At 58.8% G+C, this 21300-nt stretch carries 17 protein-coding genes; 16 read left to right on the top strand and 1 reads right to left on the bottom strand.

What is annotated here, in order from left to right; translation table 11 throughout:
- Window positions 1–7 precede the first annotated feature (7 nt).
- The 12 genes from CFB02_RS10240 (at window position 8) to pdxJ (ending at window position 12679) form a co-directional block, all read left to right on the top strand.
- Complete coding sequence (locus CFB02_RS10240) at window positions 8–568, top strand: sigma-E factor negative regulatory protein (protein ID WP_088557930.1); 561 nt, start codon at window positions 8–10, stop codon at window positions 566–568.
- Window positions 569–635: 67 nt separating this feature from the next.
- Window positions 636–1610, top strand: coding sequence for a MucB/RseB C-terminal domain-containing protein (locus CFB02_RS10235; RefSeq protein ID WP_088559216.1), 975 nt, complete (start codon window positions 636–638; stop codon window positions 1608–1610).
- On the top strand, window positions 1607–2056 hold the full coding sequence (locus CFB02_RS10230; protein WP_088557929.1) for a SoxR reducing system RseC family protein: 450 nt from the start codon (window positions 1607–1609) through the stop codon (window positions 2054–2056). Before CFB02_RS10235 ends, CFB02_RS10230 begins: the two co-directional genes overlap by 4 nt.
- Window positions 2057–2190: 134 nt before the next feature.
- On the top strand, window positions 2191–3615 hold the full coding sequence (locus tag CFB02_RS10225; protein WP_088557928.1) for a DegQ family serine endoprotease: 1425 nt from the start codon (window positions 2191–2193) through the stop codon (window positions 3613–3615).
- A 126-nt stretch (window positions 3616–3741) separates the two neighbouring features.
- On the top strand, window positions 3742–6468 hold the full coding sequence (locus CFB02_RS10220) for an EAL domain-containing protein (protein ID WP_088559215.1): 2727 nt from the start codon (window positions 3742–3744) through the stop codon (window positions 6466–6468).
- A gap of 104 nt (window positions 6469–6572) precedes the next feature.
- Window positions 6573–8375, top strand: coding sequence for a translation elongation factor 4 (gene lepA / locus CFB02_RS10215; RefSeq protein WP_088557927.1), 1803 nt, complete (start codon window positions 6573–6575; stop codon window positions 8373–8375).
- Window positions 8376–8387: 12 nt separating this feature from the next.
- On the top strand, window positions 8388–9194 hold the full coding sequence (lepB, locus tag CFB02_RS10210) for a signal peptidase I (RefSeq protein WP_088557926.1): 807 nt from the start codon (window positions 8388–8390) through the stop codon (window positions 9192–9194).
- Window positions 9195–9220: 26 nt separating this feature from the next.
- On the top strand, window positions 9221–9610 hold the full coding sequence (locus CFB02_RS10205; protein WP_008176189.1) for a DUF4845 domain-containing protein: 390 nt from the start codon (window positions 9221–9223) through the stop codon (window positions 9608–9610).
- Window positions 9607–10296, top strand: a complete 690-nt coding sequence (gene rnc, locus CFB02_RS10200; RefSeq protein ID WP_088557925.1) for a ribonuclease III — start codon at window positions 9607–9609, stop codon at window positions 10294–10296. The genes CFB02_RS10205 and rnc overlap by 4 nt, the downstream gene beginning before the upstream one ends.
- The gene (era, locus tag CFB02_RS10195) at window positions 10296–11213 is read left to right on the top strand and encodes a GTPase Era (RefSeq protein ID WP_088557924.1); all 918 of its coding nucleotides are present in this window, start codon (window positions 10296–10298) and stop codon (window positions 11211–11213) included. The genes rnc and era overlap by 1 nt, the downstream gene beginning before the upstream one ends.
- A 7-nt stretch (window positions 11214–11220) precedes the next feature.
- Window positions 11221–11949: a DNA repair protein RecO gene (gene recO, locus CFB02_RS10190; protein ID WP_088557923.1), complete on the top strand. Its 729-nt coding sequence runs from the start codon at window positions 11221–11223 to the stop codon at window positions 11947–11949.
- Window positions 11939–12679, top strand: coding sequence for a pyridoxine 5'-phosphate synthase (pdxJ, locus tag CFB02_RS10185; RefSeq protein ID WP_088557922.1), 741 nt, complete (start codon window positions 11939–11941; stop codon window positions 12677–12679). Before recO ends, pdxJ begins: the two co-directional genes overlap by 11 nt.
- A 12-nt stretch (window positions 12680–12691) precedes the next feature.
- Here pdxJ and CFB02_RS10180 read toward each other — a convergent pair whose 3' ends face one another.
- The gene (locus tag CFB02_RS10180) at window positions 12692–15565 is read right to left on the bottom strand and encodes an ATP-binding protein (protein WP_088557921.1); all 2874 of its coding nucleotides are present in this window, start codon (window positions 15563–15565) and stop codon (window positions 12692–12694) included.
- Window positions 15566–15790: 225 nt separating this feature from the next.
- On the opposite strand from CFB02_RS10180, the gene cysM reads away from it, so the two are divergent.
- The 4 genes from cysM to mazG are packed head-to-tail and all read left to right on the top strand — an operon-like array spanning window position 15791 to window position 21209.
- On the top strand, window positions 15791–16684 hold the full coding sequence (cysM, locus tag CFB02_RS10175; RefSeq protein WP_062785533.1) for a cysteine synthase CysM: 894 nt from the start codon (window positions 15791–15793) through the stop codon (window positions 16682–16684).
- 26 nt (window positions 16685–16710) lie between these two features.
- Window positions 16711–18060, top strand: a complete 1350-nt coding sequence (rlmD, locus tag CFB02_RS10170; RefSeq protein ID WP_088557920.1) for a 23S rRNA (uracil(1939)-C(5))-methyltransferase RlmD — start codon at window positions 16711–16713, stop codon at window positions 18058–18060.
- A 57-nt stretch (window positions 18061–18117) separates the two neighbouring features.
- A complete protein-coding gene (gene relA / locus CFB02_RS10165; protein WP_088559214.1) occupies window positions 18118–20355 on the top strand; it encodes a GTP diphosphokinase in 2238 nt (745 codons plus the stop codon).
- Complete coding sequence (mazG, locus tag CFB02_RS10160; RefSeq protein WP_088557919.1) at window positions 20352–21209, top strand: nucleoside triphosphate pyrophosphohydrolase; 858 nt, start codon at window positions 20352–20354, stop codon at window positions 21207–21209. The genes relA and mazG overlap by 4 nt, the downstream gene beginning before the upstream one ends.
- Window positions 21210–21300 lie beyond the last annotated feature (91 nt).

Raw genomic sequence — 21300 nt, 5'->3', positions numbered from 1 at the left:
GCATCCCATGGATGATCGTCTCAGAGAAACACTGTCCGCCATGATGGACGACGAAGCTGACGAACTTTCGGTACGTCGCCTGCTTTCGCACGATCGCCAGGACGAGGTTCGCGAGCAGTGGCAGCGTTGGCAGGATGTTCGCGACCTGATGCATGACGGCCACGCGCCGGCCCATGGTATGGACGTCAGCGTTGGCGTCCGTGAATTGCTTGACGGGCGAGGCTCCACCGCGGTCAGGCCTGAAGCGGCCGTGCAGGCTACCAGGTCCGGCCGCTGGCACTGGCCGGCTGCCGCCATGGTTGCCATGGCGCTCCTGGTCGGGTTCGGTGCTGGTGCCGGCTGGGATTCATCCGCGACCGGCCCGGTTCAGCCGGTGACCGCAGCCGCACCCGAAACGCCTGTGCAGGACCAGCCGGTCAGGGAAATTGCCCTGCAGGGTCTTGATGAGGAACAGTGGGAGTATATGAGTCGCTACCTGCTGGAGCACGCACAGCACAACAGCGTTGGCGCCGGGCGGGGCGCCGTTGGCTATGCCCGTCTGGTCAGTGCCAACGGTGCGGGCTACTGAACCCCGGAGTGAGAGTTTAATCATGCCTCAAGTCTTCCTTAATGTTGTCCCGAGCCGTGCGCTGTCCATGCTCGTGGGTTTTTTGCTCGCGCTTGCTGGTTCGCTGCCGGCTGACGCGGACGAGGACGAGGCATCCGCCTGGCTTGAAAGGCTGGGTCCGGCTCTGAACATGACGTCTTACCGCGGTGTGTTCGTATACGCCCGGGGCGAGAGTGTGCACTCCATGCAGATTGCCCATCGTTACAATGATGGCGTTGTTGAGGAGCGGCTGGTGCTACAGGACGGCGGCAGTGGAGAAATTGTTCGCAAGGGCATGAATGTGGTTTGCGTGCTTCCCGAGACAGGTCGCGTCACGCTTGATCAGGTGATTCCTTCAGGCCCGTTCGCCGAAGCGTTCACCAGTCAGCTGATGCCGGTCAGCCACTGGTATCGGGCGGAAATGAAAGGTGAGGACCGGGTTGCAGGGTACGACGTGGTTTCAGTGGCGCTAAGCGCCAAGGATCCCTACCGCTACAGTCATCGGCTCTGGCTGGAGAAATCCACCGGTCTTCTGGTGAAGAGTCACGTTCTTAATGCCGAGGGGGAAGTGCTCGAGCAGTTTCAGTTCACCAGCCTGCACATCGGCGAGGACATTCCCGATAGCGAATTTGAGGTCCGCACCCAGGGCCGGGAAATTTCCAGAACACTGGATGAGCCCGCTGCTCAGGCATCGGTGGTCCAGCGTATGGACGGGTGGCAGCTTGGCTGGCGTCCGGAAGGGTTTGTCCCTGCGGCGGCGCCCCGCTCCGGCAAGGGGCAGGCCGTTGCCTTCTCCGATGGCCTCGCCGCTTTCTCGGTCTTCGTTGAGCCGGCTGGCCCGGTTAACATGCCCACGGGGGCCTCCCTGATCGGCGCCACCAGCGTTTACATGCACCAGGTTACGGAAGGGGATAGCGCTTTTCTGGTTACCGTCGTGGGTGAGCTGCCCCCGCAGACTGCGCGCCAGGTTGCCGAATCGGTGCGTATTGAAGACTCGGTGGCCCTGGGTGCGGGTGAGCCGTGATCACTGAAACTGGAAAAGTGGTCGCGCTCAAGGGCGATAAGGTCTGGGTCCAGACGATTCGAACCAGCGCCTGTCAGAAGTGTGCTGCCCGCAATGGTTGTGGCCAGAAAGTCCTGGCGGCTGCCTCCGGCGGGCGCGCCAACCAGATTCTGGTGGCCAACTCGGTCAATGCCAGGGTTGGAGATGAAGTAACCATCGGAATCGATGAGCAGGCGTTGCTGGGTGCTTCTATTCTGGTCTACGCCGTCCCACTGATTCTGATGGTCGTCGCAAGTATCCTCGGGCACCAGATGTCCGGTGGTAGTGACGGCGCTGCGATGCTGGCCGCTGTCGCTGGCCTGGCTCTGGGGTTTTTCGCAGGACGCAAACTGCAAGACGCGGGCGGCAAGGAGTATGAGCCCCGCCTGGTCCGGGTAAGCCGGATAGCCTCTGAAAACTGTCTGTAATCCCTACGGTTTTGTAAGTTGAAAATCGGTGGGCCGAACCCAAAACTACGCCTAGGTGTAAGTACAACAGGGGGTACAACATGTCGAGTGCAACAGCAGTTGCCCAGTCGTCACGTAATTTTATACCCGGAAGGATGCCGGCCGCTTTGCTGATTTTGCTGTCCGCCATGGTCTTGGCAGGCTGGAGTCAGGCGAGTGCAGCCCGAAGCTTGCCTGATTTTACCGAGCTGGTTGAAGATAACGCCGGTGCGGTGGTGAACATCAGTACAACCACCGAGCCCACGCGCCGCAATTCCGGCTCTCCCGGAATGCCGTTTGATGAGCGTCAGCTCGAACAGCTTCCCGAGTTTTTCCAGGATTTCTTCCGCGGCCCCCAGTCTCCGTTTGGAGGTGGGCCTGGCAACTCCCAGCCACGCCGCTCCATGGGCTCGGGGTTCATTGTCTCCTCGGACGGTTACGTACTGACCAATAATCACGTGGTCGAGGGAGCTGATGAGATCATCGTGCGGCTGAATGACCGGCGCGAGCTGCCCGCGACCCTGGTTGGAACAGATCCTCGCTCAGACATGGCCGTGCTGAAAATTGAAAACGGCGATGATCTGCCTGTCGTTCAGGTAGGTCGGTCCCGGGATCTGAAAGTCGGTGAGTGGGTGTTTGCGATTGGCTCCCCGTTTGGATTCGATTACACGGTAACGGCCGGGATCGTCAGCGCCCTGGGTCGCTCTCTGCCATCGGAAAACTACGTGCCCTTCATTCAGACCGATGTGGCGATCAACCCGGGCAACTCCGGTGGCCCTCTGTTTAACCTGGAGGGCGAAGTGGTCGGTATCAACTCCCAGATCTACACCCGCTCTGGCGGTTTCATGGGGGTCTCCTTTGCCATTCCGATTGACGATGCGATGAACGTGTTCCGTCAGTTGCGCGACAACGGCTCTGTGTCCCGTGGCTGGCTCGGGGTGCTGATTCAGGAAGTGAACCGTGATCTGGCCGAATCCTTTGGCCTCAAGCGGCCCCGCGGCGCATTGATTGCCGAAGTGATGGCCGGTTCGCCAGCGCAGGCAGCCGGCTTGCAGGCAGGAGATATCGTCCTCAGCTATGACGGCGACGAGGTGCAGCTTTCCTCTGACTTGCCGCCCATGGTTGGCCGCACGCCGGTTGGTGAAACTGCCGAGCTGAGAGTGCTTCGCGGTGGCGAGGAAATCGAGCTTCAGGTTGAAATCGGTCGCCTTCCCGAGGAGGGAAGCCAGCAGGCTTCCGCACCGGCCAGTGGCAGTGACGGTCCCGGCTCTGCACCTCTGGGCATGATGGTCGAACCACTGCCCACGGACATGGCCGACTCCATGGGTATAGAAGGCGGTGTTGTGGTCAATAACGTCGCGCGGGGTGCGGCTTCCGATGCGGGCATCCGTGCGGGAGATGTGATCACGGAAATGAATCGCCAGAAGGTGACATCGGTGCAGGAATTCCGCGAGACTGTTCAGTCGCTGCCCGAGGGCAAGGCGGTATCGGTCCGGGTGGTGCGCCAGGGCCGGGCGCTGTATCTGGTGATGAAGCCCTGATACCCGTCTGCTGATCCGCATTATCGGGCAAAAAGCCCCCGCAGGTGTTGGAAACGACACCCGCGGGGGCTTTTGTTATACTCCGTCGGTCAATAAAAACGAGTGGCCATGGAACGGACCAGCCCCATGATGAACAGACAGGAACTCTCCCTCCGTAAGTTACTGGAATTTCGCAATGCCTGGGTCGCCTGGCTGATCTTCGCAGTGGCCGTTGCCGTCACCCTATTGCTTTGGCAGGTGTCCATCCGGCTGGTTGAAGACCGCACGGAAGCCCGTTTCCGCACCCAGTCGCTCCAGCTTAAATCCGCCATCGAAGAGCGCTTGCTGAATTACGAGCAGGTGCTTGCCGGCAGTGCCGGTCTGTTTGCGGTGGCCGGAGACGTTTCCCGTGATCAATGGCGCGAATACGTGGACAAGGTTGATATCAACCGCTACTACCCGGGCATTCAGGGTATTGGCTATGTTCGCCGTATCGGCGTACGCCAGATGGCCGATCATATTGCCTCTGTCCGAGCGGAGGGGGTGCATAATTACCTGGTGAACCCGCTGGGTAGCGGCCCCTACTACTACCCCATGGTCTACCTGGAGCCTGGCACAGAGCGTAACCGACGGGCCCTCGGCTACGATGCCTTCAGCGATCCCATTCATCGCCAGGCCATGGAGCAGGCCCGGGATGATGCTATCCCCACGGTGACTGCAAAGGTGGTGCTGGTTCAGGAAGAGCTTGGCGAAGACCAGGCCAGTTTTCTGATGTATTACCCCGTCTACCAGGGTGGAGAAGTGCCCGAGATCCGGGCCGAGCGTCGCATGATGTTGGCAGGCTATGTGTTCAGTGCCTTCCGGATGAACAATCTTATCGACGGCATCGTTGGCCTGATCTCGCCGTTTCTTGATGTCCGGATCTACGATGCAGGAGTCGTGGAACGGCAGAACCTCATGTATGGCTCCAATCTGGGGTCTCTGGACAACGAATTCAGTTTCCAGATGAGTCAGACCATCAGCCATGGTGGTCGCGACTGGCTGCTGCAGACCCGTTCCACGCCCGCCTTTGATTTCCTGGCCTCGGATCCGCGGCCTCCGATTGTCCTCGGCAGTGGCCTGGTGATCAGCGCCCTGTTGTTCCTCTTCGTGCTTGCCTTGATCCGTTCACGCCTTATGGCGCAGATCAGTGCCGGCCGCTATCGGGCGATTACCGAAGGCGCAGCCAATGTCACCCTGGTGATGGACCGTGCCGGGCAACCCCTGTACGCGAGCCCGTCCAGCCTGGATATCCTTGGCTTCGAGCCGGATCAGGTTCAGGCCCTGAACTTTGAGGGGCTCGTTCATGGTGACGACTGGCCTCAGCTGCAGAGAGGCTTTGATGATTCCGTTCAGTCGCCGGGCAAACAGATGCCGGTCATCCGGGTCCGTATCCGTGATGCCCAGGGGCAGTGGCGGGATATGGAGGGCACCTTTACGGCCATGTTGTCGGTGCCCGGCGTCAATGGCGTTGTGCTTAGCCTGCGGGATCTGACCCAGCTCAAGGCCGCCCAATCCGAGCTGCACAGGCTGGCATTCTATGATCCGCTCACCGGCCTCGCGAACCGGCAACTGTTCCGGGACCGTCTGAATCACGTGGTCAGCCGCAGTCGCCGGAGTGGTGAACCGGCTGCCCTCATGTTCCTGGACCTCGACGGTTTCAAACGTATCAATGACACCCTGGGGCACGATTCCGGCGATGAACTGCTGTGCCAGGTGGCGCAGTGGCTGGTAGGTTGTGTCCGTGAGGAGGACTCGGTTGCCAGGCTCGGCGGCGATGAGTTTGTGGTTTTGCTGTCCCGGATCAGTGACTCCGATGCTGCCGGCAAGGTCGCAGAGACCATCCTGCGCAGCCTGTGTCAGCGAATCCGGCTGAACGATCACGAAGTCGGCATCACGGTCAGTATCGGCATCACCATGATTCCCCACGACAGTGAGGACGCCGGAACCCTGATGAAGTACGCTGATCTGGCGATGTATCGTGCCAAGGAGCTGGGCAGGAATACGTTCCAGTTCTTCACCCCTGCCATGAACATCAAGGCGGCAAGGCGGCTTCTGCAGCAGGAGGAGTTGGCCACGGCGCTGGATGGCGATCGCTTCGTTCTGCACTACCAGCCGAAGATTGATCTGGCCAGTGAGCGGGTGATTGGGGTTGAGGCGTTCCTGCGCTGGCATCATCCGGAGAAAGGGCTGGTGTCGGCACAGCAGTTCATCGGTCTTGCCGAGGAAACCGGCCTGATTGTTCGCCTGGGTGAATGGGCTTTGAGACAGGCCTGTATTCAGGTCCAGGCCCTGGAACGGGCCGGCTTTGAATCCCTGAAAATGGCGGTGAATCTGTCCGTTCGACAACTGACCGATTCGGGCTTCCTGGACATGATCCGACAGGTCATCACCGAGACGGGTGTCTCGCCTGAGCGGCTGGAGCTGGAGATGCCGGCGGAGCTGCTCAATGAAGATCCGCGAATGCTCAGGGAGTTGCTGGTGTCACTTAATGATCTCGGGGTCTGCCTGATTCTTGATGATTTTGGCACCGGCTCCTGTTCACTGGTTGCTTTGCAGCAGCTGCCGCTGGATGTTATCAAGATCGACCACCGGTTCATTCGCGACATTCCCTACAATGTCAGTGCCACGGATGTGACCTCTGCAGTGATTGCCCTGGCCCGCAAGCTCCACCTCACGGTAGTCGCGGAGGGTGTGGAAACCCCACAGCAGCTGAGCTTCCTGAAAAGTCACGGCTGCGCCCAGTGTCAGGGCAACCTGTTCAGCTATCCGCTGGACGAGGATGCGCTCATTGGTTTCCTGATCCGGCAATATGAACGGCCGCTGATTTCCTGATCATGGCAATGGCAGCCGGTAACCGGTAAAATCACGCCGTTCCCGGATCCCGGTAGCGGCCCTTCCGGGCTCAATCCTTCGTCTTAACTGAGTATTCATCGTCTGTGACTGAACTGAGCCGAATCCGTAACTTTTCCATCATCGCCCACATTGACCATGGTAAATCCACGCTGGCAGACCGTTTTATCCAGGTTTGCGGCGGCCTGACCGACCGTGAAATGGCTGAGCAGGTCCTGGACTCCATGGATCTCGAGCGTGAGCGAGGGATTACCATCAAGGCCCAGAGTGTCACTCTGAATTACACCGCCCGTGACGGGCAGGAATACAAACTGAACTTTATCGATACCCCGGGCCACGTGGACTTTTCCTACGAGGTTTCGCGCTCGCTCTATGCCTGCGAGGGGGCCCTGCTAGTGGTGGACGCCGGGCAGGGTGTTGAAGCCCAGTCCGTGGCTAACTGTTACACCGCCATTGAGCAGGGTCTCGAAGTTGTGCCGGTTCTGAACAAGATGGATCTCCCGCAGGCCGAACCGGAGCGGGTGGCGGCAGAAATCGAGGACATCATTGGCATTGAAGCGGCTGATGCGGTCCGCTGTAGCGCCAAGAGTGGCCTGGGCGTTGAAGATGTTCTGGAAGATCTGATCAAGAAGATCCCGCCACCCAAGGGCGACCGAAGCGCGCCCCTGCAGGCTCTGATCATCGATTCCTGGTTCGACAATTACCTGGGTGTCGTGTCGCTCGTGAGGGTGACAGAGGGCACCCTGAAAAAGGGCGACAAGATCGTCATCAAGTCTACCGGCCGGGCCTGGAATGCCGACAAGGTCGGTATTTTCAATCCCAAACCGAAAGACACCGACATGCTGGAATCCGGCGATGTCGGCTTCGTGGTGGCCGGTATCAAGGACATTCATGGGGCTCCTGTGGGCGATACCATTGTGCACCAGAAGTTCGCCGAACAGACGCCGATGCTGCCGGGATTCAAGAAAGTGAAGCCCCAGGTCTATGCCGGTTTGTTCCCGGTAAGCGCCGACGACTACAACGATTTCCGGGATGCCCTGGAAAAACTCACCCTGAACGATGCCTCCCTGTTTTTCGAGCCAGAGAGCTCTGATGCTCTCGGCTTCGGTTTCCGCTGCGGTTTCCTTGGCATGCTGCACATGGAAATTATCCAGGAGCGGCTGGAACGTGAATACGACATCGACCTGATCACCACGGCGCCAACGGTAATCTATGAGGTGGTTACCAAACAGGGTGAGACCCTGTCGGTAGACAATCCGTCCCGGCTTCCGGATATTGGTTCCATTGAGGAAATGCGTGAGCCGATTGTTGAAGCAAATATCCTGGTGCCCCAGGAGCACATCGGTAACGTAATAGCCCTGTGCGAGGAAAAGCGCGGCGTCCAGAAGAACATGCATTTCATGACGACCCAGGTTCAGCTTACCTATGAGCTCCCGATGGCCGAGGTGGTGATGGATTTCTTTGATCGCATCAAGTCGGCGAGCCGCGGCTTCGCTTCTCTGGATTACCACTTTACCCGATTCCAGACCGCCAATCTGGTGCGGCTGGACGTGCTGATCAATGGCGAGCGCGTTGATGCCCTGGCGCTGATCGTGCACAAGGAACAGGCCAATTACAAAGGCCGACAGCTGATCGAAAAGATGAAAGAACTGATTCCGCGGCAGATGTTTGATATCGCGATTCAGGCCGCCATTGGTAATCAGGTCGTTTCGCGGGTCACCGTGAAGGCGCTACGCAAGAACGTAACCGCCAAGTGCTATGGTGGTGATGTCAGCCGGAAGAAGAAACTGCTGCAGAAGCAGAAAGAAGGTAAAAAGCGTATGAAGCAGCTGGGTAATGTCGAGGTGCCTCAGGAAGCGTTTCTTGCCGTACTGAAAGTGGATAAATAAAAGGCCTCCTGGATGGATATCGATTTTCCCCTGGTACTGGTGGTACTGACCTTCGCAACGGGTCTGATCTGGCTGGCGGACAAGCTGTTTCTTCGTGAGCGCCGTCTGGCGGCCTACCGTGCCAGCGGCACCGGCGACGCAGTGGATGAAGGCTCCACGGCGGAATCGGAGGGGCCAAAAGAGCCCTATCTGGTTGACCTCAGTCGATCGTTTTTTCCGGTGCTGGCCATTGTGCTGGTGCTTCGGTCCTTCCTGGTTGAACCGTTCCAGATTCCTTCGGGATCCATGTTGCCCACCCTGGAAGTCGGCGATTTCATTCTGGTGAACAAATATGCCTACGGGTTCAGGCTGCCGGTTGCCGGCACCAAAGTGGTTCCGGTCGGCGATCCCCAGCGTGGCGATGTGATGGTCTTCCGCTACCCGGAGGACGGCCAGACCAACTACATCAAACGGGTGATTGGTTTGCCCGGCGACCACATCCGCTACCGTGACAAGCAGCTGTTCATCAATGGTGATCGGGTGGAAACCCGGTTTATCGCGCGGCTACCGCCGATGGAGCTGCGCCGCGAGGATCTCGGTGAAGTAGAGCACGACATTTTCCTGACCATGGGTCGTTCTGGCGGCGGTGGTGAGGGCGAATGGCTGGTGCCCGAGGGTCATTATTTCGTCATGGGTGACAATCGCGACAACAGTAATGACAGCCGCTATTGGGGCACGGTCCCGGACGAGCTGGTGGTGGGCAAGGCCTTTGCTATCTGGATGCACTGGAAATCCCTTACCAGTCTGCCATCCTTTGATCGTGTAGGCGGAATCGAGTAACTCGGACTATCTGGAGCGCAGTCATAATGAAGAAAAACAATCTTTCTGGCATGGGCCGTCAGCGCGGTGCCTCGGCATTGACCATGATGGTGATGGTGCTGTTTTTTGGTGGCCTGCTGACACTGGTGATCAAGCTTGGTCCTGCCTATCTGGATGACATCACCATTCAGGAAGCGCTGGAAAGCCTTGATGGTACCGAAGGTCTCTCCCAGATGGGGCCTGCCCAGGTCCGTACGTTGATCAACAAACGGCTCAGCGTGAACAATGTCCGCGGGTTTGACGCCAAGAATATTTCGGTCGATAAGGACGGCGATCTGGTCGTTATCAATGTTGATTACGAAGTGCGCAACAACCTGTTCAGCAATGTGGATACGGTGGTTCACTTCAAACACAAATATGAGATGAAGGGCAAGTGAGTTCACAACCGGATCTGGATCAGTTACAGCGGCGCATCGGCTATCAGTTCAAATCGCCGGAGCGGCTTCTGCTGGCACTTACCCACCGGAGTTATGGAAATCAGAATAACGAGCGCCTCGAATTCCTCGGCGATTCCATTGTGAACATGGTGATTGCCGAGTATCTGTTTCTGCACTTCGAAAAAGCCCGGGAAGGCCAGTTGAGTCGCCTGCGAGCCCGGATGGTAAAAGGCGTTACACTCGCCGAAATTGGTCGGGAGTTCCAGCTCGGCACATACCTTCGGCTGGGCTCGGGAGAGCTTAAAAGCGGGGGCTTCCGCCGGGAATCCATCCTGGCCGACGCTGTGGAGTCCATCATTGGTGCGATCTACCTGGACAGTGATTTCCATACCTGCCGGGAACAGGTATTGCGCTGGTTCGAGCACCGTCTGGAAAAGCTCGACCTGCAGGATACCCAGAAAGACCCCAAGACCCGTTTGCAGGAATATCTCCAGTCGCGTCAGTTTCCGCTGCCACGCTATGACGTCATTTCCGTAGACGGTGAGGCCCATAACCAGACATTCCATGTATCCTGTGCGCTGCCTTCGCTGGATCGAAAGACCACCGGGACTGGCAGCAGCCGCCGGGTGGCCGAGCAGCAGGCAGCCCGTAACGCCCTGAAAGAATTGGGCGTGGAGACCCAGTAATGAACGATATCACCCGTCCGGAAAATCCGGACAGTCGCTGCGGTTTTGTGGCCATCGTTGGCCGTCCGAACGTGGGCAAGTCCACGCTGCTGAACCATATCCTCGGGCAGAAACTGAGTATCACTTCCCGCAAGCCGCAGACCACCCGTCATCAGGTGCTGGGCATCAAGACCGTGGGACCGGTACAGGCGATCTATGTGGACACACCGGGCATGCACGAGGAGGAGCCCCGTGCCATTAACCGCTACATGAACAAGGCGGCCACGTCGGCGCTCATCGATGTCGATGTGGTGGTGTTCGTGGTGGATCAGCTGGCCTGGACGACCGCGGATGAGATGGTGCTGGAAAAACTCAGTCGCCTGAAATGCCCTGTGATCCTGGCGGTGAACAAGGTCGACAAGATCGAAAAACGGGAAAGCCTGCTACCGCATCTGGATATGCTCTCGAAAAAGCGCGAGTTTGCCGAGATCATTCCCCTTTCAGCCCTGAAAGAGACCAATCTTGAGCCTCTGGAAGAGGCGGTGGGGCGTTACCTGCCGGAGAGTATCCACTTCTACCCGGACGATCAGATCACCGACCGCAGTGAACGTTTCCTCGCCTCGGAGATCGTGCGGGAAAAGATCACCCGCCAGTTGGGGGCTGAGCTGCCTTACTCTGTAGCAGTGGAGATCGAGGAGTTCAAGCGCGAGGGCAAGACCCTGCATATTTCCGCCCTGATCCTGGTCGAGCGCGAAGGTCAAAAAAAGATCATCATCGGCGAGAAGGGCGAGCGGATGCGCCGCATTGGTCAGGAAGCTCGTACGGATATGGAGCGTATGTTCGACAGCAAGATTATGCTGAGGCTCTGGGTAAAGGTGAAGCGTGGCTGGGCAGACAGCGACCGGGCCCTGAAGAGCCTGGGCATGAACGACCTCTGAGGCAGCTATGAAGGGGCCTGAGCTGCAGGAGCCCGCCTATGTCCTTCACCGACGTCCCTGGCGGGAAACCAGCCTCATGGTGGATCTGTTTTCCCTGAACCATGGCCGGATGACCGTCATCGCCCGGGGAGCCAACAGCGCCAAAAGTCCCCTGAAAGCCCAGCTGCAACCTTTTCAGCCCCTGATCGTGGATTGGGCTGGCCGGGGCGACCTGAAAACCCTGACCCAGGTCGATGTGCGAACCGGCCCCACAATCACCCGGACGGTGTCGCTCTACAGTGGCCTTTACCTGAATGAACTGTTGCAGCGGATTCTGCCCGCTGCAGATCCCCATCCCACGCTCTTTGCAGCCTACATCGATGCCATCGGGCAACTGTCTGACACCAGGGATGTGGAGCCGGTGCTTCGGCGTTTCGAACTCGCCTTTGCCTCCGCCCTCGGCTATGACTTTGCCTGGGATCGTGCCACCGATACCGGGCAATCCGTCGAGTCCGGCGGGGAGTATTGTTATGATCCGGAGCAGGGCATAGTGTCCGGGCTGTCGCCCGGTGTGCGCCTGCGAAAGCTTCCGGGCGATGTTTTGCTTGATCTCGCCGGGGAAGATTTGCAATCGGAGCGCTGCCGGCGACTGGCCAAACGGGTCATGCGAGTCCTGATCGATTACCTTCTCCAGGGGCGTCCCCTGAACAGTCGCAGCCTTTTCACTCACCTTCGGGGAGAATCCCATGAATCCTAGAGTACTGCTTGGCGTCAATATTGACCACGTTGCCACCCTCCGTCAGGCGAGGGGTACCCGGTACCCTGATCCGGTTCAGGCAGCGCTGATGGCCGAGGAGGCCGGCGCAGACGGTATCACGATCCATCCCAGGGAAGACCGGCGTCATATTCAGGATCGGGACGTGCTGCTGCTCAAAGAGGTGCTCCAGACCAAGATGAACCTGGAAATGGCGGTAACCGATGCGATGCTGGCGTTTGCCGAACAGGTGCGGCCGGAATGTGTTTGCCTGGTGCCAGAGAAGCGTGAGGAATTGACCACCGAGGGCGGTCTGGATGTCGAGGGTCAGGAATCCCGGGTTGCCAAGGCCTGTGAGCGCCTGGCCCGGATTGGAGCCGAGGTGTCACTGTTTATTGATCCGGATCCTGTCCAGATTGATGCCGCGGTCCGCTGCGGCGCGCCGGTCGTGGAGCTGCACACCGGAGAGTATGCCGAGGCCGAAACACCTGAAGCCGAGAACGCCGCCTTCAAAACCATTGCCGACGCCGTTGCCTACGCCCGCAAAAAGGGTTTGATTGTGAATGCGGGCCATGGCCTGCATTACCACAACACCGAGCGAGTGGCGGCAATCCATGGCATCAACGAACTGAATATCGGCCACGCCATCATAGCCCGCGCGGTCTTTACTGGTCTTAAAGAGGCGGTCCGGGATATGAAAGCCATCATCGATCAGGCCCGAAGCCGGGTCTGAGACGGGGCAGCCTCAGGTCGTTTCGGCGGCCTCATGGCGTTCCCGGAACAGCTGCTGCCAATCGGTCTGGTCGCTCCAGATCTGCAGGCGCTCCATGGCCGAGAGCAGCTGGTCTTTCTGGTGCTCCAGATCCGGAGCAGAGCATTTGATGGCCGTTTCCAGATGGTTGGCTGCGGCTCTCAGTTCCGGCACGCCGCAGTAGCGGGTAGCGCCATGGAGCTTGTGAACACATTCCAGTAGCTCATCCATGCTGTGGCTGGCCCAGAATTCCGAGATCCGCCCGCGGTCCACATGGACCTGCTCCAGCAGCATGCTGAACAGTTCTTCGGCCAGGTCCGCCTTGCCGGCGGCCAGTTGAATGCTTTCGTCCACGCTGACGCAATCCTGCTGCATTTTACGTGTTGAAGGCCGGAGGGCCCGACGGGTGTCGCGAACTTCCGGAACGGAGAGCCGGCCGTCGCTGCCGCTCGTCGGGCACACGTAGCCGGTGTACTCATGAATGATGTCGATGAGCTGGCCACTGCTGATGGGTTTGGGCATGTAACCATCGAAGCCCTGCTTTGCCAGTCGTTCCTGCTCGTCTGCCAGAGCATGGGCAGTCAACGCAATGATCGGGGTCCGGTGATTGCCGGTATCCATCTCCCTTAGCCTTGCAGTGGTTTCCACCCCGTCCATGCCGGGCATCTGAAGGTCCATGAAGACCAGGTCGAAGGGTTTCTGTCTGGCCTTGCTCAGGGCTTCAAAGCCGCTGGAAGCGCTTTCGGCATCCAGTTGGCAGTCTTCAAGCAGGGTCATCACGAGCTTGAGGTTGGCATCGTTATCGTCCACGGCCAGCACTCTCGGAACATTGGCGGTTGTTGCGCGGTTGGCCGAAATCTCGTATTCGGGGACCCGCCCGCTGGAATTGATGCCGTGCACCAGCAGCAGAAGCTCATCGTACAGGGAATCTCGGCACACCGGTTTGGTGAGGTGGCCGCTGGCAAGTCCCGATAGCGGTGTGTCGTGGGTCTCAAGGGTGGGGGTCAGTAGCAGTGTCCGGCAATCCCGTTCAACCTCCAGGGTGCGGACAAGCCCGCAGTACTGGCTGGAATTGAGGAGGTGTCGGGTGATGCCCAGAATCGCCACGGCATAGCCTGCCTGGCTTTTCTGGGCCTCTTCAATGTGTTCCTGCAGGGCACCCGGTGACGCTACCCGGTCGACCACCATGCCCCAGTCCTTTAACAGGTGTTCCACGGCCAGCCCGGTGGTTTTCTGTTGCTCCAGGTAAATGACCCTTTCCCCTCGCAGGGCATCCCTTGGTGCAATGGCTTCACCACTGGTGGCAAGCTCCGAGGTGAGGGTGAACCAGAAGGTGGACCCTTTGCCCAGCTCGCTTTCGAGCCCGATCTTGCCCCCCATTTCTTCAACCAGACGCTTCGAGATGGCCAGCCCAAGGCCGGTACCACCGTATTGTCGGGCAGTCGAAGCGTCGGCCTGGCTGAAGGCGTTGAACAGGGATTGCTGTTGGGCCCGGGACAGGCCCACGCCGGAATCGGTAATGCTCAGGCGCAGGGTAACGCGGTTGGTGTCAGCTTCTTCCTCTTCCAGGCTCGCCCGCAGGACCACCTCGCCGGTCTGGGTGAACTTGATGGCGTTGTTGACCAGGTTGGTGATCACCTGTTTGACCCGCAGGGGATCGCCCATGATGTTGTCCGGCACATCGTTATAGACCAGTGGCACCAGATCGAGATTCTTGGCGTGTGCTGCTGGCGCCAGCATGACCATGACTTCCTCAACGATATCCCGTAACTGGAACGGTACCCTGTCGAGGATCAGCTTGCCGGCTTCAATCTTCGAGAAATCGAGGATGTCGTTGATGATAGTGAGCAGGATCTCCGACGATTTCCTGATGGTGCTCAGGTGATCCCGTTGTTGGCGTGGCAGGGGACTCTTCAGGAGCAATTCGGTGAAACCTATGATGCCGTTCAGCGGTGTGCGGATTTCGTGGGACATGTTGGCCAGGAACTCGGATTTGATCCGACTGGCCTCGAGTGCTTCTTTTCGAGCGAAATCGAGCTCGATGTTCTGGATTTCGATGGTCTCCAGCGTTTCCCGAAGATCTTCGGTGGCCTGATCAATGTTCTGCTGCATTTCAGCCTGGGCCTTGCTCAGCTCCTCGGCCATGGCATTAAGGCCGGATTCCAGCTGCTCGAACTCGGGGCCTGCGCCGGTATAGACGCGGGTATCCAGCTTGCCTTCCTTGAGCCTGGCTACGGCTTCGTTGAGTTCGAACACCGGATTGGTGAACGCCCGGCTCAGCCGCAGCGCAATGGCCATGCTCAGAATCACGCCGCCGAGAACCAGCAGCAGGGAGATCAGCAGGGCTTTGTAGGTCTCTTTTTCGGTGCGGATATGTGACATTTCCACGACCACCCAGCCCAGAGGCTCCCGCAGATTCGACATCGACTGACGAGCATCCGGGTCCAGCATGCTCTCGATCATCAGATCCTGGAGAAAAACGGGGGTAATGAAGCGGGTGCTGTTTTCCCGGGATATCCGGGTTGCGTGCCCGGCAGTGAGTTCCCCGGACTGCACGGTTTCCGAGCTTCCCGGCCCCGTATGGAGGAGTCGGGAGCCGTCGCTGCCAAAGAACGTGATGGAGCGGACGTCCTGCTCTTCCAGAAGGGCATTGGAGAGGCTGCTGAGCAGGCTGCGATTGGCGGTAAACAGGCCATACTCGGAACCGGCGGCGAGCTGACGGGAGAGTGATTCGCCCCGATCCTTCAGCAGGCTTTCTATATTGTTAACCCAGCTGTAGGTGAAGAACAGCCCCAGCATCAGGGTGGTCAGCAGGGTGGGAACCAGCGTTACCACCAACACTTTCTTGCGAATGCCCCAACGTCGCATACCGTGATCCTGAATTATTGCTTTTGTCCGCGTCGCAGAGCGGAAAACGTCCGTGTTAAGAATAGCTGATCCGGAAAGGGATAACTGTGGTATCAGTCCCGACAGTACCGGAAAATCCCTTGGCGGATATAGCTGCCGGTCATGGATATAGCGAGAAGCTGTATTGGGAGACCGGGGCGATAACGCGTATCATGCGAAGCCAAAAGTGTACCACAGGGTTATCATATGCATTTTCCCACCATTGAAGATTATGTCGGGCACACCCCTCTGGTTCGCCTGCAGCGTCTCCCCGGTGAGACGAGTAACGTGATTCTGGCCAAGCTGGAGGGCAACAACCCTGCCGGCTCGGTTAAGGATCGCCCGGCCATCAGCATGATTCAGGAAGCGGAGCGCCGGGGCGACATCAAGCCAGGGGATACGCTGATTGAGGCGACCAGCGGCAATACCGGCATCGCTCTGGCCATGGCGGCGGCGATCAAGGGGTACCGCATGGTGCTCATCATGCCCGCGAACATGAGTGAGGAGCGCCGGGCATCCATGCGCGCCTATGGTGCGGAGATTGTCACGGTCACCAGGGAAGAAGGCATGGAAACGGCCCGTGACCTGGCCCTCAAGATGCAGGCGGAAGGCAAGGGTACCGTGCTGGACCAGTTCAGCAACCAGGACAACCCCCTGGCGCACTACCGTACTACCGGCCCGGAAATCTGGGAGCAGACCGGCGGGCGGGTTACCCATTTTGTCAGCTCCATGGGCACCACCGGCACCATTATGGGGGTGTCGCGCTACCTCAAGGAGCGCAACCCGGATATCCGTATCATCGGTTTGCAGCCAAAAGAGGGCGCCTCGATCCCCGGGATCCGGCGCTGGCCCGAAGCTTACCTGCCGAAAATCTACGACGCGGCCCGCGTCGACCAGGTGCTGGACGTAGGTCAGGAAGAAGCAGAGACCACGATGAGGGCCCTGGCTTCCGAAGAGGGCATTTTCTGTGGCGTATCCTCCGGCGGTTCGATTGCAGCCGCGCTCAAGCTCTCCCGGCAGGTTGAAAACGCCATCATCGTGGCCATCATCTGTGACCGCGGCGACCGCTATCTTTCCACCGGTGTGTTCCCCGGCGCCTGAATACGACTTTATCAAGAGACCCAATTATGAGCAGACGACGCAGGAAGGTTCTTCCAAAAGAGCCCGTGCGCTGTGAGATTGAAACCCTGAGCCATGATGGCCGGGGTATTGCCCGTCAGGACGGCAAAACCCAATTTGTCGATGGCGCCCTGCCGGGCGAAACCGTGATGGCGAAAGTGGTGTCCAGTCGAAGCAAGTTCGATGAATTGCGTACCGAAGAGGTTCTGGACGCTGCCCCCGGTCGCCAGGCGCCCCCCTGCGAGTTTGCCGACCTGTGTGGTGGTTGCAGCCTTCAGCACATGAGTGGCGATGCCCAGATCGAGTTCAAGGAAAACACCCTGCGGGAACATTTTGCCCATTTCGGGGGCATCGAGCCCGAAGAATGGATTGCCCCCCTGCGCTCGGAAGAGAGTCTGGGGTACCGTCGAAAGGCTCGCCTGGGTGTTCGTTACGTCAAGGCCCGGGAGTCTGTCCTGGTTGGCTTCCGGGAGAAACGTAACAGTTTCCTGACCGACATCGATCGATGCGTGGTGCTGGATCCGCGCATTGGCGAGCGGATATTGCCGCTGCGCAACATGCTTCACGATCTGGAGGCCTACAGCCGAATCCCCCAGGTGGAAATTGCCTGTGGCGACGACGTTGCCGTGATGGTGTTCCGTAACATGGATGAGCTGTCGGTTGGTGATCGGGAAAAACTCATCGCCTTTGGTCAGGCCCACGAATTGCATATTTACCTGCAGCCGAAAGGGCCCGACACCGTCCATCGGATCTGGCCCGAGTCAGCGGGCCGGGATGATGAACGGCTGAGCTACCGACTGGATGAATTCGACCTGACCATGAAATTTCATCCCATGGACTTTACCCAGGTCAATGCAGGCATCAATCGCGCAATGGTACACAGGGCCGTGGAATGGCTGGATGTCCAGCCTGGCGAGCGAGTCCTGGATCTGTTCTGTGGTCTGGGGAATTTCACTCTGCCGCTTGCCACGCGAGGCGGGCAGGTTGTTGGCGTGGAAGGCGACGAGACCATGGTCGTACGGGGCCGGGAAAACGCGGAACTAAACGGTCTCGACAATGTCGCTTTTCACGGTGCCGACTTGCACGGTGACTTCACGGCCCAGAGCTGGGCCAAAGAAGGGTTCGACAAGATTCTGATTGATCCGCCCCGTTCCGGTGCCGAGGAGATCTGCAAGTACCTCACGGCCTTCGGGGCACAAAAGATAGTCTATGTCTCCTGCAATCCGGCCACCCTGGCGCGCGATGCAGGCGTAATGGTGCGCAACGGCTATCGACTGGTGCGCGCAGGTGTGATGGACATGTTCCCCCACACCACCCATGTGGAATCCATCGCGTTGTTTGAGAGGGATTCCGGCTGACGATGTTGTGGGCAGTCAGGGATGGCTGCGGAAACCATCAGGAATAACAAGACCGATATGGTAAAAGTTCGCGAAGACTACGCAATGACTGGCGACGGCCAGGTGGATATCGAGGGCTGGGTAAACCAGATAGCCTCGCAAACGCACCTGGACGACGCTGACCAGTTCCGGTTGGCCTGCGAAAAGGCAGCGGAAATCGATCTTCAGGCTTTCCGGCAGGATCGCCAGTGGGCACCTGGTTCCAGCAGCTTCCGGATTGGCATCGAGATGGCCCAGGTTCTGGCGGAGCTGCACCTCGATCAGGCCAGCCTGGTGGCGGCGATCCTTTATCGCGCCGTGCGTGAAGAGCGCGTTCCCCTGGAGGCAATCCGCAAGGAATTTGGCGATGAGGTGGCGGGCCTGATCAACGGCGTACAGCAGATGGCGGCCATTTCGTCCATCCACCACCCGCTGAAGGGCAACGTGCTGGGCCAGAGCGAAGGCCAGCTGGACAACGTCCGCAAGATGCTCGTCACCATGATCGACGATGTCCGGGTTGCCCTGATCAAGCTGGCGGAGCGTACCTGCGCCATTCGGGCGGTAAAGGATGCTCCGGAAGAAAAGCGCATGCGCGTCGCCCGGGAAGTGTTTGATATCTACGCGCCGCTGGCCCACCGGCTTGGCATTGGTCACATCAAGTGGGAACTGGAAGATCTTTCTTTCCGGTACCTGCATGGTTCCGCCTACAAAAAGATCGCCAAACTGCTGGACGAAAAGCGCCTGGATCGCGACGGTTACATCAAGCGGGTGATTGAAACCCTGCAAACTGAACTGAAAGCCTATGGCATTGAGGGCGAGCTGTCCGGGCGTGCCAAGCACATCTACAGCATCTGGCGAAAAATGCGCCGCAAGGGCATCGACTTTTCCCAGGTTTACGATGTTCGCGCCGTACGTATCCTGGTTCCGGAAGTTCGCGACTGTTACGCCGCACTGGGTATTGTCCACACGCTGTGGCGCCACATCCCCAACGAGTTCGACGATTACATCGCCAACCCGAAGGAAAACGGTTACCAGTCCCTGCATACCGCCGTGATCGGGCCCGAGGGCAAGGTCATGGAAGTGCAGATCCGAACCCACACCATGCATGAGGAGGCGGAGCTGGGCGTTTGTGCCCACTGGTTGTACAAGGGCATGGACAAAGGTAACAAGTCGACCGGCTACGATGCCAAGATCAACTGGCTGCGCCAGGTTCTGGAGTGGCAGGAGGAGCTGGGCGACCTGTCCGGGCTGGCCGACCACCTGAAATCCGATGTCGCATCGGATCGGGTGTATGTATTCACACCCGAGGGCCACGTGGTGGACATGCCCCAGGGGGCAACGCCGGTGGATTTCGCCTACCGGGTTCACACGGAGATCGGCCACGCCTGCCGCGGTGCGCGGGTGAACAGCCGAATCGTTCCGCTGACCTATCCACTGAAAACCGGCGATCAGGTGTTTATTCTGACCTCCAACAACCCGGCCCCAAGCCGCGACTGGCTGAACCCGAGCCTTGGTTACATTCAGACTTCGAGGGCGCGCGCCAAAGTAACCCACTGGTTCAAACAGCAGGATCGTGGTCGCAATATCGTTGACGGTCGGGCCATTCTCGAGGACGAGTTCAGGCGTCTGTCGCTATACGATGTAGATCTTGGTGAGCTTGCCAGGAAGGTTAATTACCAAAGTGCGGAGGACATGTTTGCAGCCACTGGAGCCGGTGACCTTCGCCCTACGCATGTCGCCAATGTGGCCCAGCAGATGCTGGAGCCCAAGTCCGAACAACTGGATCTGAAACTCAGCGCCCAGCGCCGCAAGCCCTACGATACGGAATCGGATATCCAGATCCTGGGCGTCGGCAAGCTCAAGACCCAGGTGGCGAAATGTTGCAAACCGTTGCCCGGAGACGCGATCGGTGGCTACATCACGGTTGGCCGTGGGGTTACGGTCCATCGCCAGGACTGCCTGACGTTCCTGAATCTGCGTGAGTTCGAGCCCAACAGGATAATTGAAGTCAGCTGGGGTGGCCGGCAGGCTGCTGTCTATCCCGTCGACATTGAAATTGAAGCCTATGACCGATCGGGACTGCTCAGAGATATAACCCAGGTGTTGTCGGCCTCCAAGAGTGACGTGCTGTCGCTCAATACCCTGAGCAACAAGGACGAGAACACGGCCACCATGACCGTGACGGTGGAGATTTCCAGCCTCGAGCAGCTGGCGCGTTTGCTGGCGCAGATCCGTAACCTGCCCAATATCATTGATGTAAGGCGTAAACGCGGATGACCTATACCATCGACGATCTGAAAACCCTGATGGCCCGGCTGCGGGATCCGGAGACGGGCTGTCCATGGGATACCAGGCAATCCTACAAGACCATCGTGCCGCACACGCTGGAGGAAGCTTACGAAGTTGCCGATGCCATTGAACGTGAGGATTATCCGCATCTGAAAGACGAGCTGGGGGACCTGCTGTTCCAGGTCATCTTCTACACCCAGCTTGGCCGGGAAGATGGCCATTTCGATTTTGACGGTGTGGTCGATCATCTCGTGCGCAAACTGGTACGGCGGCATCCACACGTTTTTCCGGAAGGGACCCTGGAAAGTCGCATTGATCCGGATAACCGGCCGGATGAGGCCTGGATCAAGGAAAGCTGGGAGCGCATCAAGGCCGAGGAGCGGGCAATGAAGCCGGCACCGGAAGCCAGCGCCCCGGTCAGTCGGCTTGACGGCATTGCCCGGACCCTGCCTGCAATGGCTCGGGCCGAGAAGCTCCAGAAACGGGCAGCCCGGCACGGTTTCGACTGGCCGAATGTTGGCCCGGTTTTCGACAAACTTCACGAGGAAATCGACGAGCTCAAGGAGGCATGGGAAGCCGCACAGACGGGCGCCGGTGATCCCGATGCCGTTGAAGATGAGCTCGGCGATCTCCTGTTCGTCTGTGTAAACCTGGCACGGTTCATGAAGGTTAACCCTGAGCAGGCACTCAATCGAACCAACCATAAATTCAACGCCCGGTTCCGGGCGATTGAACGTGTGCTGGAACGGGAGGGCCGCGATATGGACGAAGAATCTCTGGAGGCGCTGGATGCCGTGTGGCAGGCGGTGAAAGGCGTGGAGCGGGGAGAGAACGAGCACTGAGAATGGCGGATCGGTAAGTACAATCCGTTACCAATTTTCTCGCCCCCGGACCGACGGCTTCGTCTACACTTCCGGAAACGGATGCACAGTT

The sequence above is a fragment of the Marinobacter sp. es.042 genome (assembly GCF_900188315.1).
GTDB lineage: Bacteria > Pseudomonadota > Gammaproteobacteria > Pseudomonadales > Oleiphilaceae > Marinobacter.
This window is presented reverse-complemented; position numbering and strand designations above follow the sequence as displayed.

Excerpts from the sequence above, each read along its gene's own strand:
- CFB02_RS10220 (WP_088559215.1), top strand. The coding sequence starts at position 3,742 with ATGATGAACAGACAGGAACTCTCCCTCCGTAAGTTACTGGAATTTCGC.
- era (WP_088557924.1), top strand. The coding sequence starts at position 10,296 with ATGAACGATATCACCCGTCCGGAAAATCCGGACAGTCGCTGCGGTTTT.
- CFB02_RS10225 (WP_088557928.1), top strand. The coding sequence starts at position 2,191 with ATGCCGGCCGCTTTGCTGATTTTGCTGTCCGCCATGGTCTTGGCAGGC.
- CFB02_RS10240 (WP_088557930.1), top strand. The coding sequence starts at position 8 with ATGGATGATCGTCTCAGAGAAACACTGTCCGCCATGATGGACGACGAA.
- rlmD (WP_088557920.1), top strand. The coding sequence starts at position 16,711 with ATGAGCAGACGACGCAGGAAGGTTCTTCCAAAAGAGCCCGTGCGCTGT.
- CFB02_RS10235 (WP_088559216.1), top strand. The coding sequence starts at position 636 with ATGCTCGTGGGTTTTTTGCTCGCGCTTGCTGGTTCGCTGCCGGCTGAC.
- relA (WP_088559214.1), top strand. The coding sequence starts at position 18,118 with ATGGTAAAAGTTCGCGAAGACTACGCAATGACTGGCGACGGCCAGGTG.
- CFB02_RS10205 (WP_008176189.1), top strand. The coding sequence starts at position 9,221 with ATGAAGAAAAACAATCTTTCTGGCATGGGCCGTCAGCGCGGTGCCTCG.
- lepB (WP_088557926.1), top strand. The coding sequence starts at position 8,388 with ATGGATATCGATTTTCCCCTGGTACTGGTGGTACTGACCTTCGCAACG.
- cysM (WP_062785533.1), top strand. The coding sequence starts at position 15,791 with ATGCATTTTCCCACCATTGAAGATTATGTCGGGCACACCCCTCTGGTT.
- CFB02_RS10180 (WP_088557921.1), bottom strand. The coding sequence starts at position 15,565 with ATGCGACGTTGGGGCATTCGCAAGAAAGTGTTGGTGGTAACGCTGGTT.
- recO (WP_088557923.1), top strand. The coding sequence starts at position 11,221 with ATGAAGGGGCCTGAGCTGCAGGAGCCCGCCTATGTCCTTCACCGACGT.
- pdxJ (WP_088557922.1), top strand. The coding sequence starts at position 11,939 with ATGAATCCTAGAGTACTGCTTGGCGTCAATATTGACCACGTTGCCACC.
- mazG (WP_088557919.1), top strand. The coding sequence starts at position 20,352 with ATGACCTATACCATCGACGATCTGAAAACCCTGATGGCCCGGCTGCGG.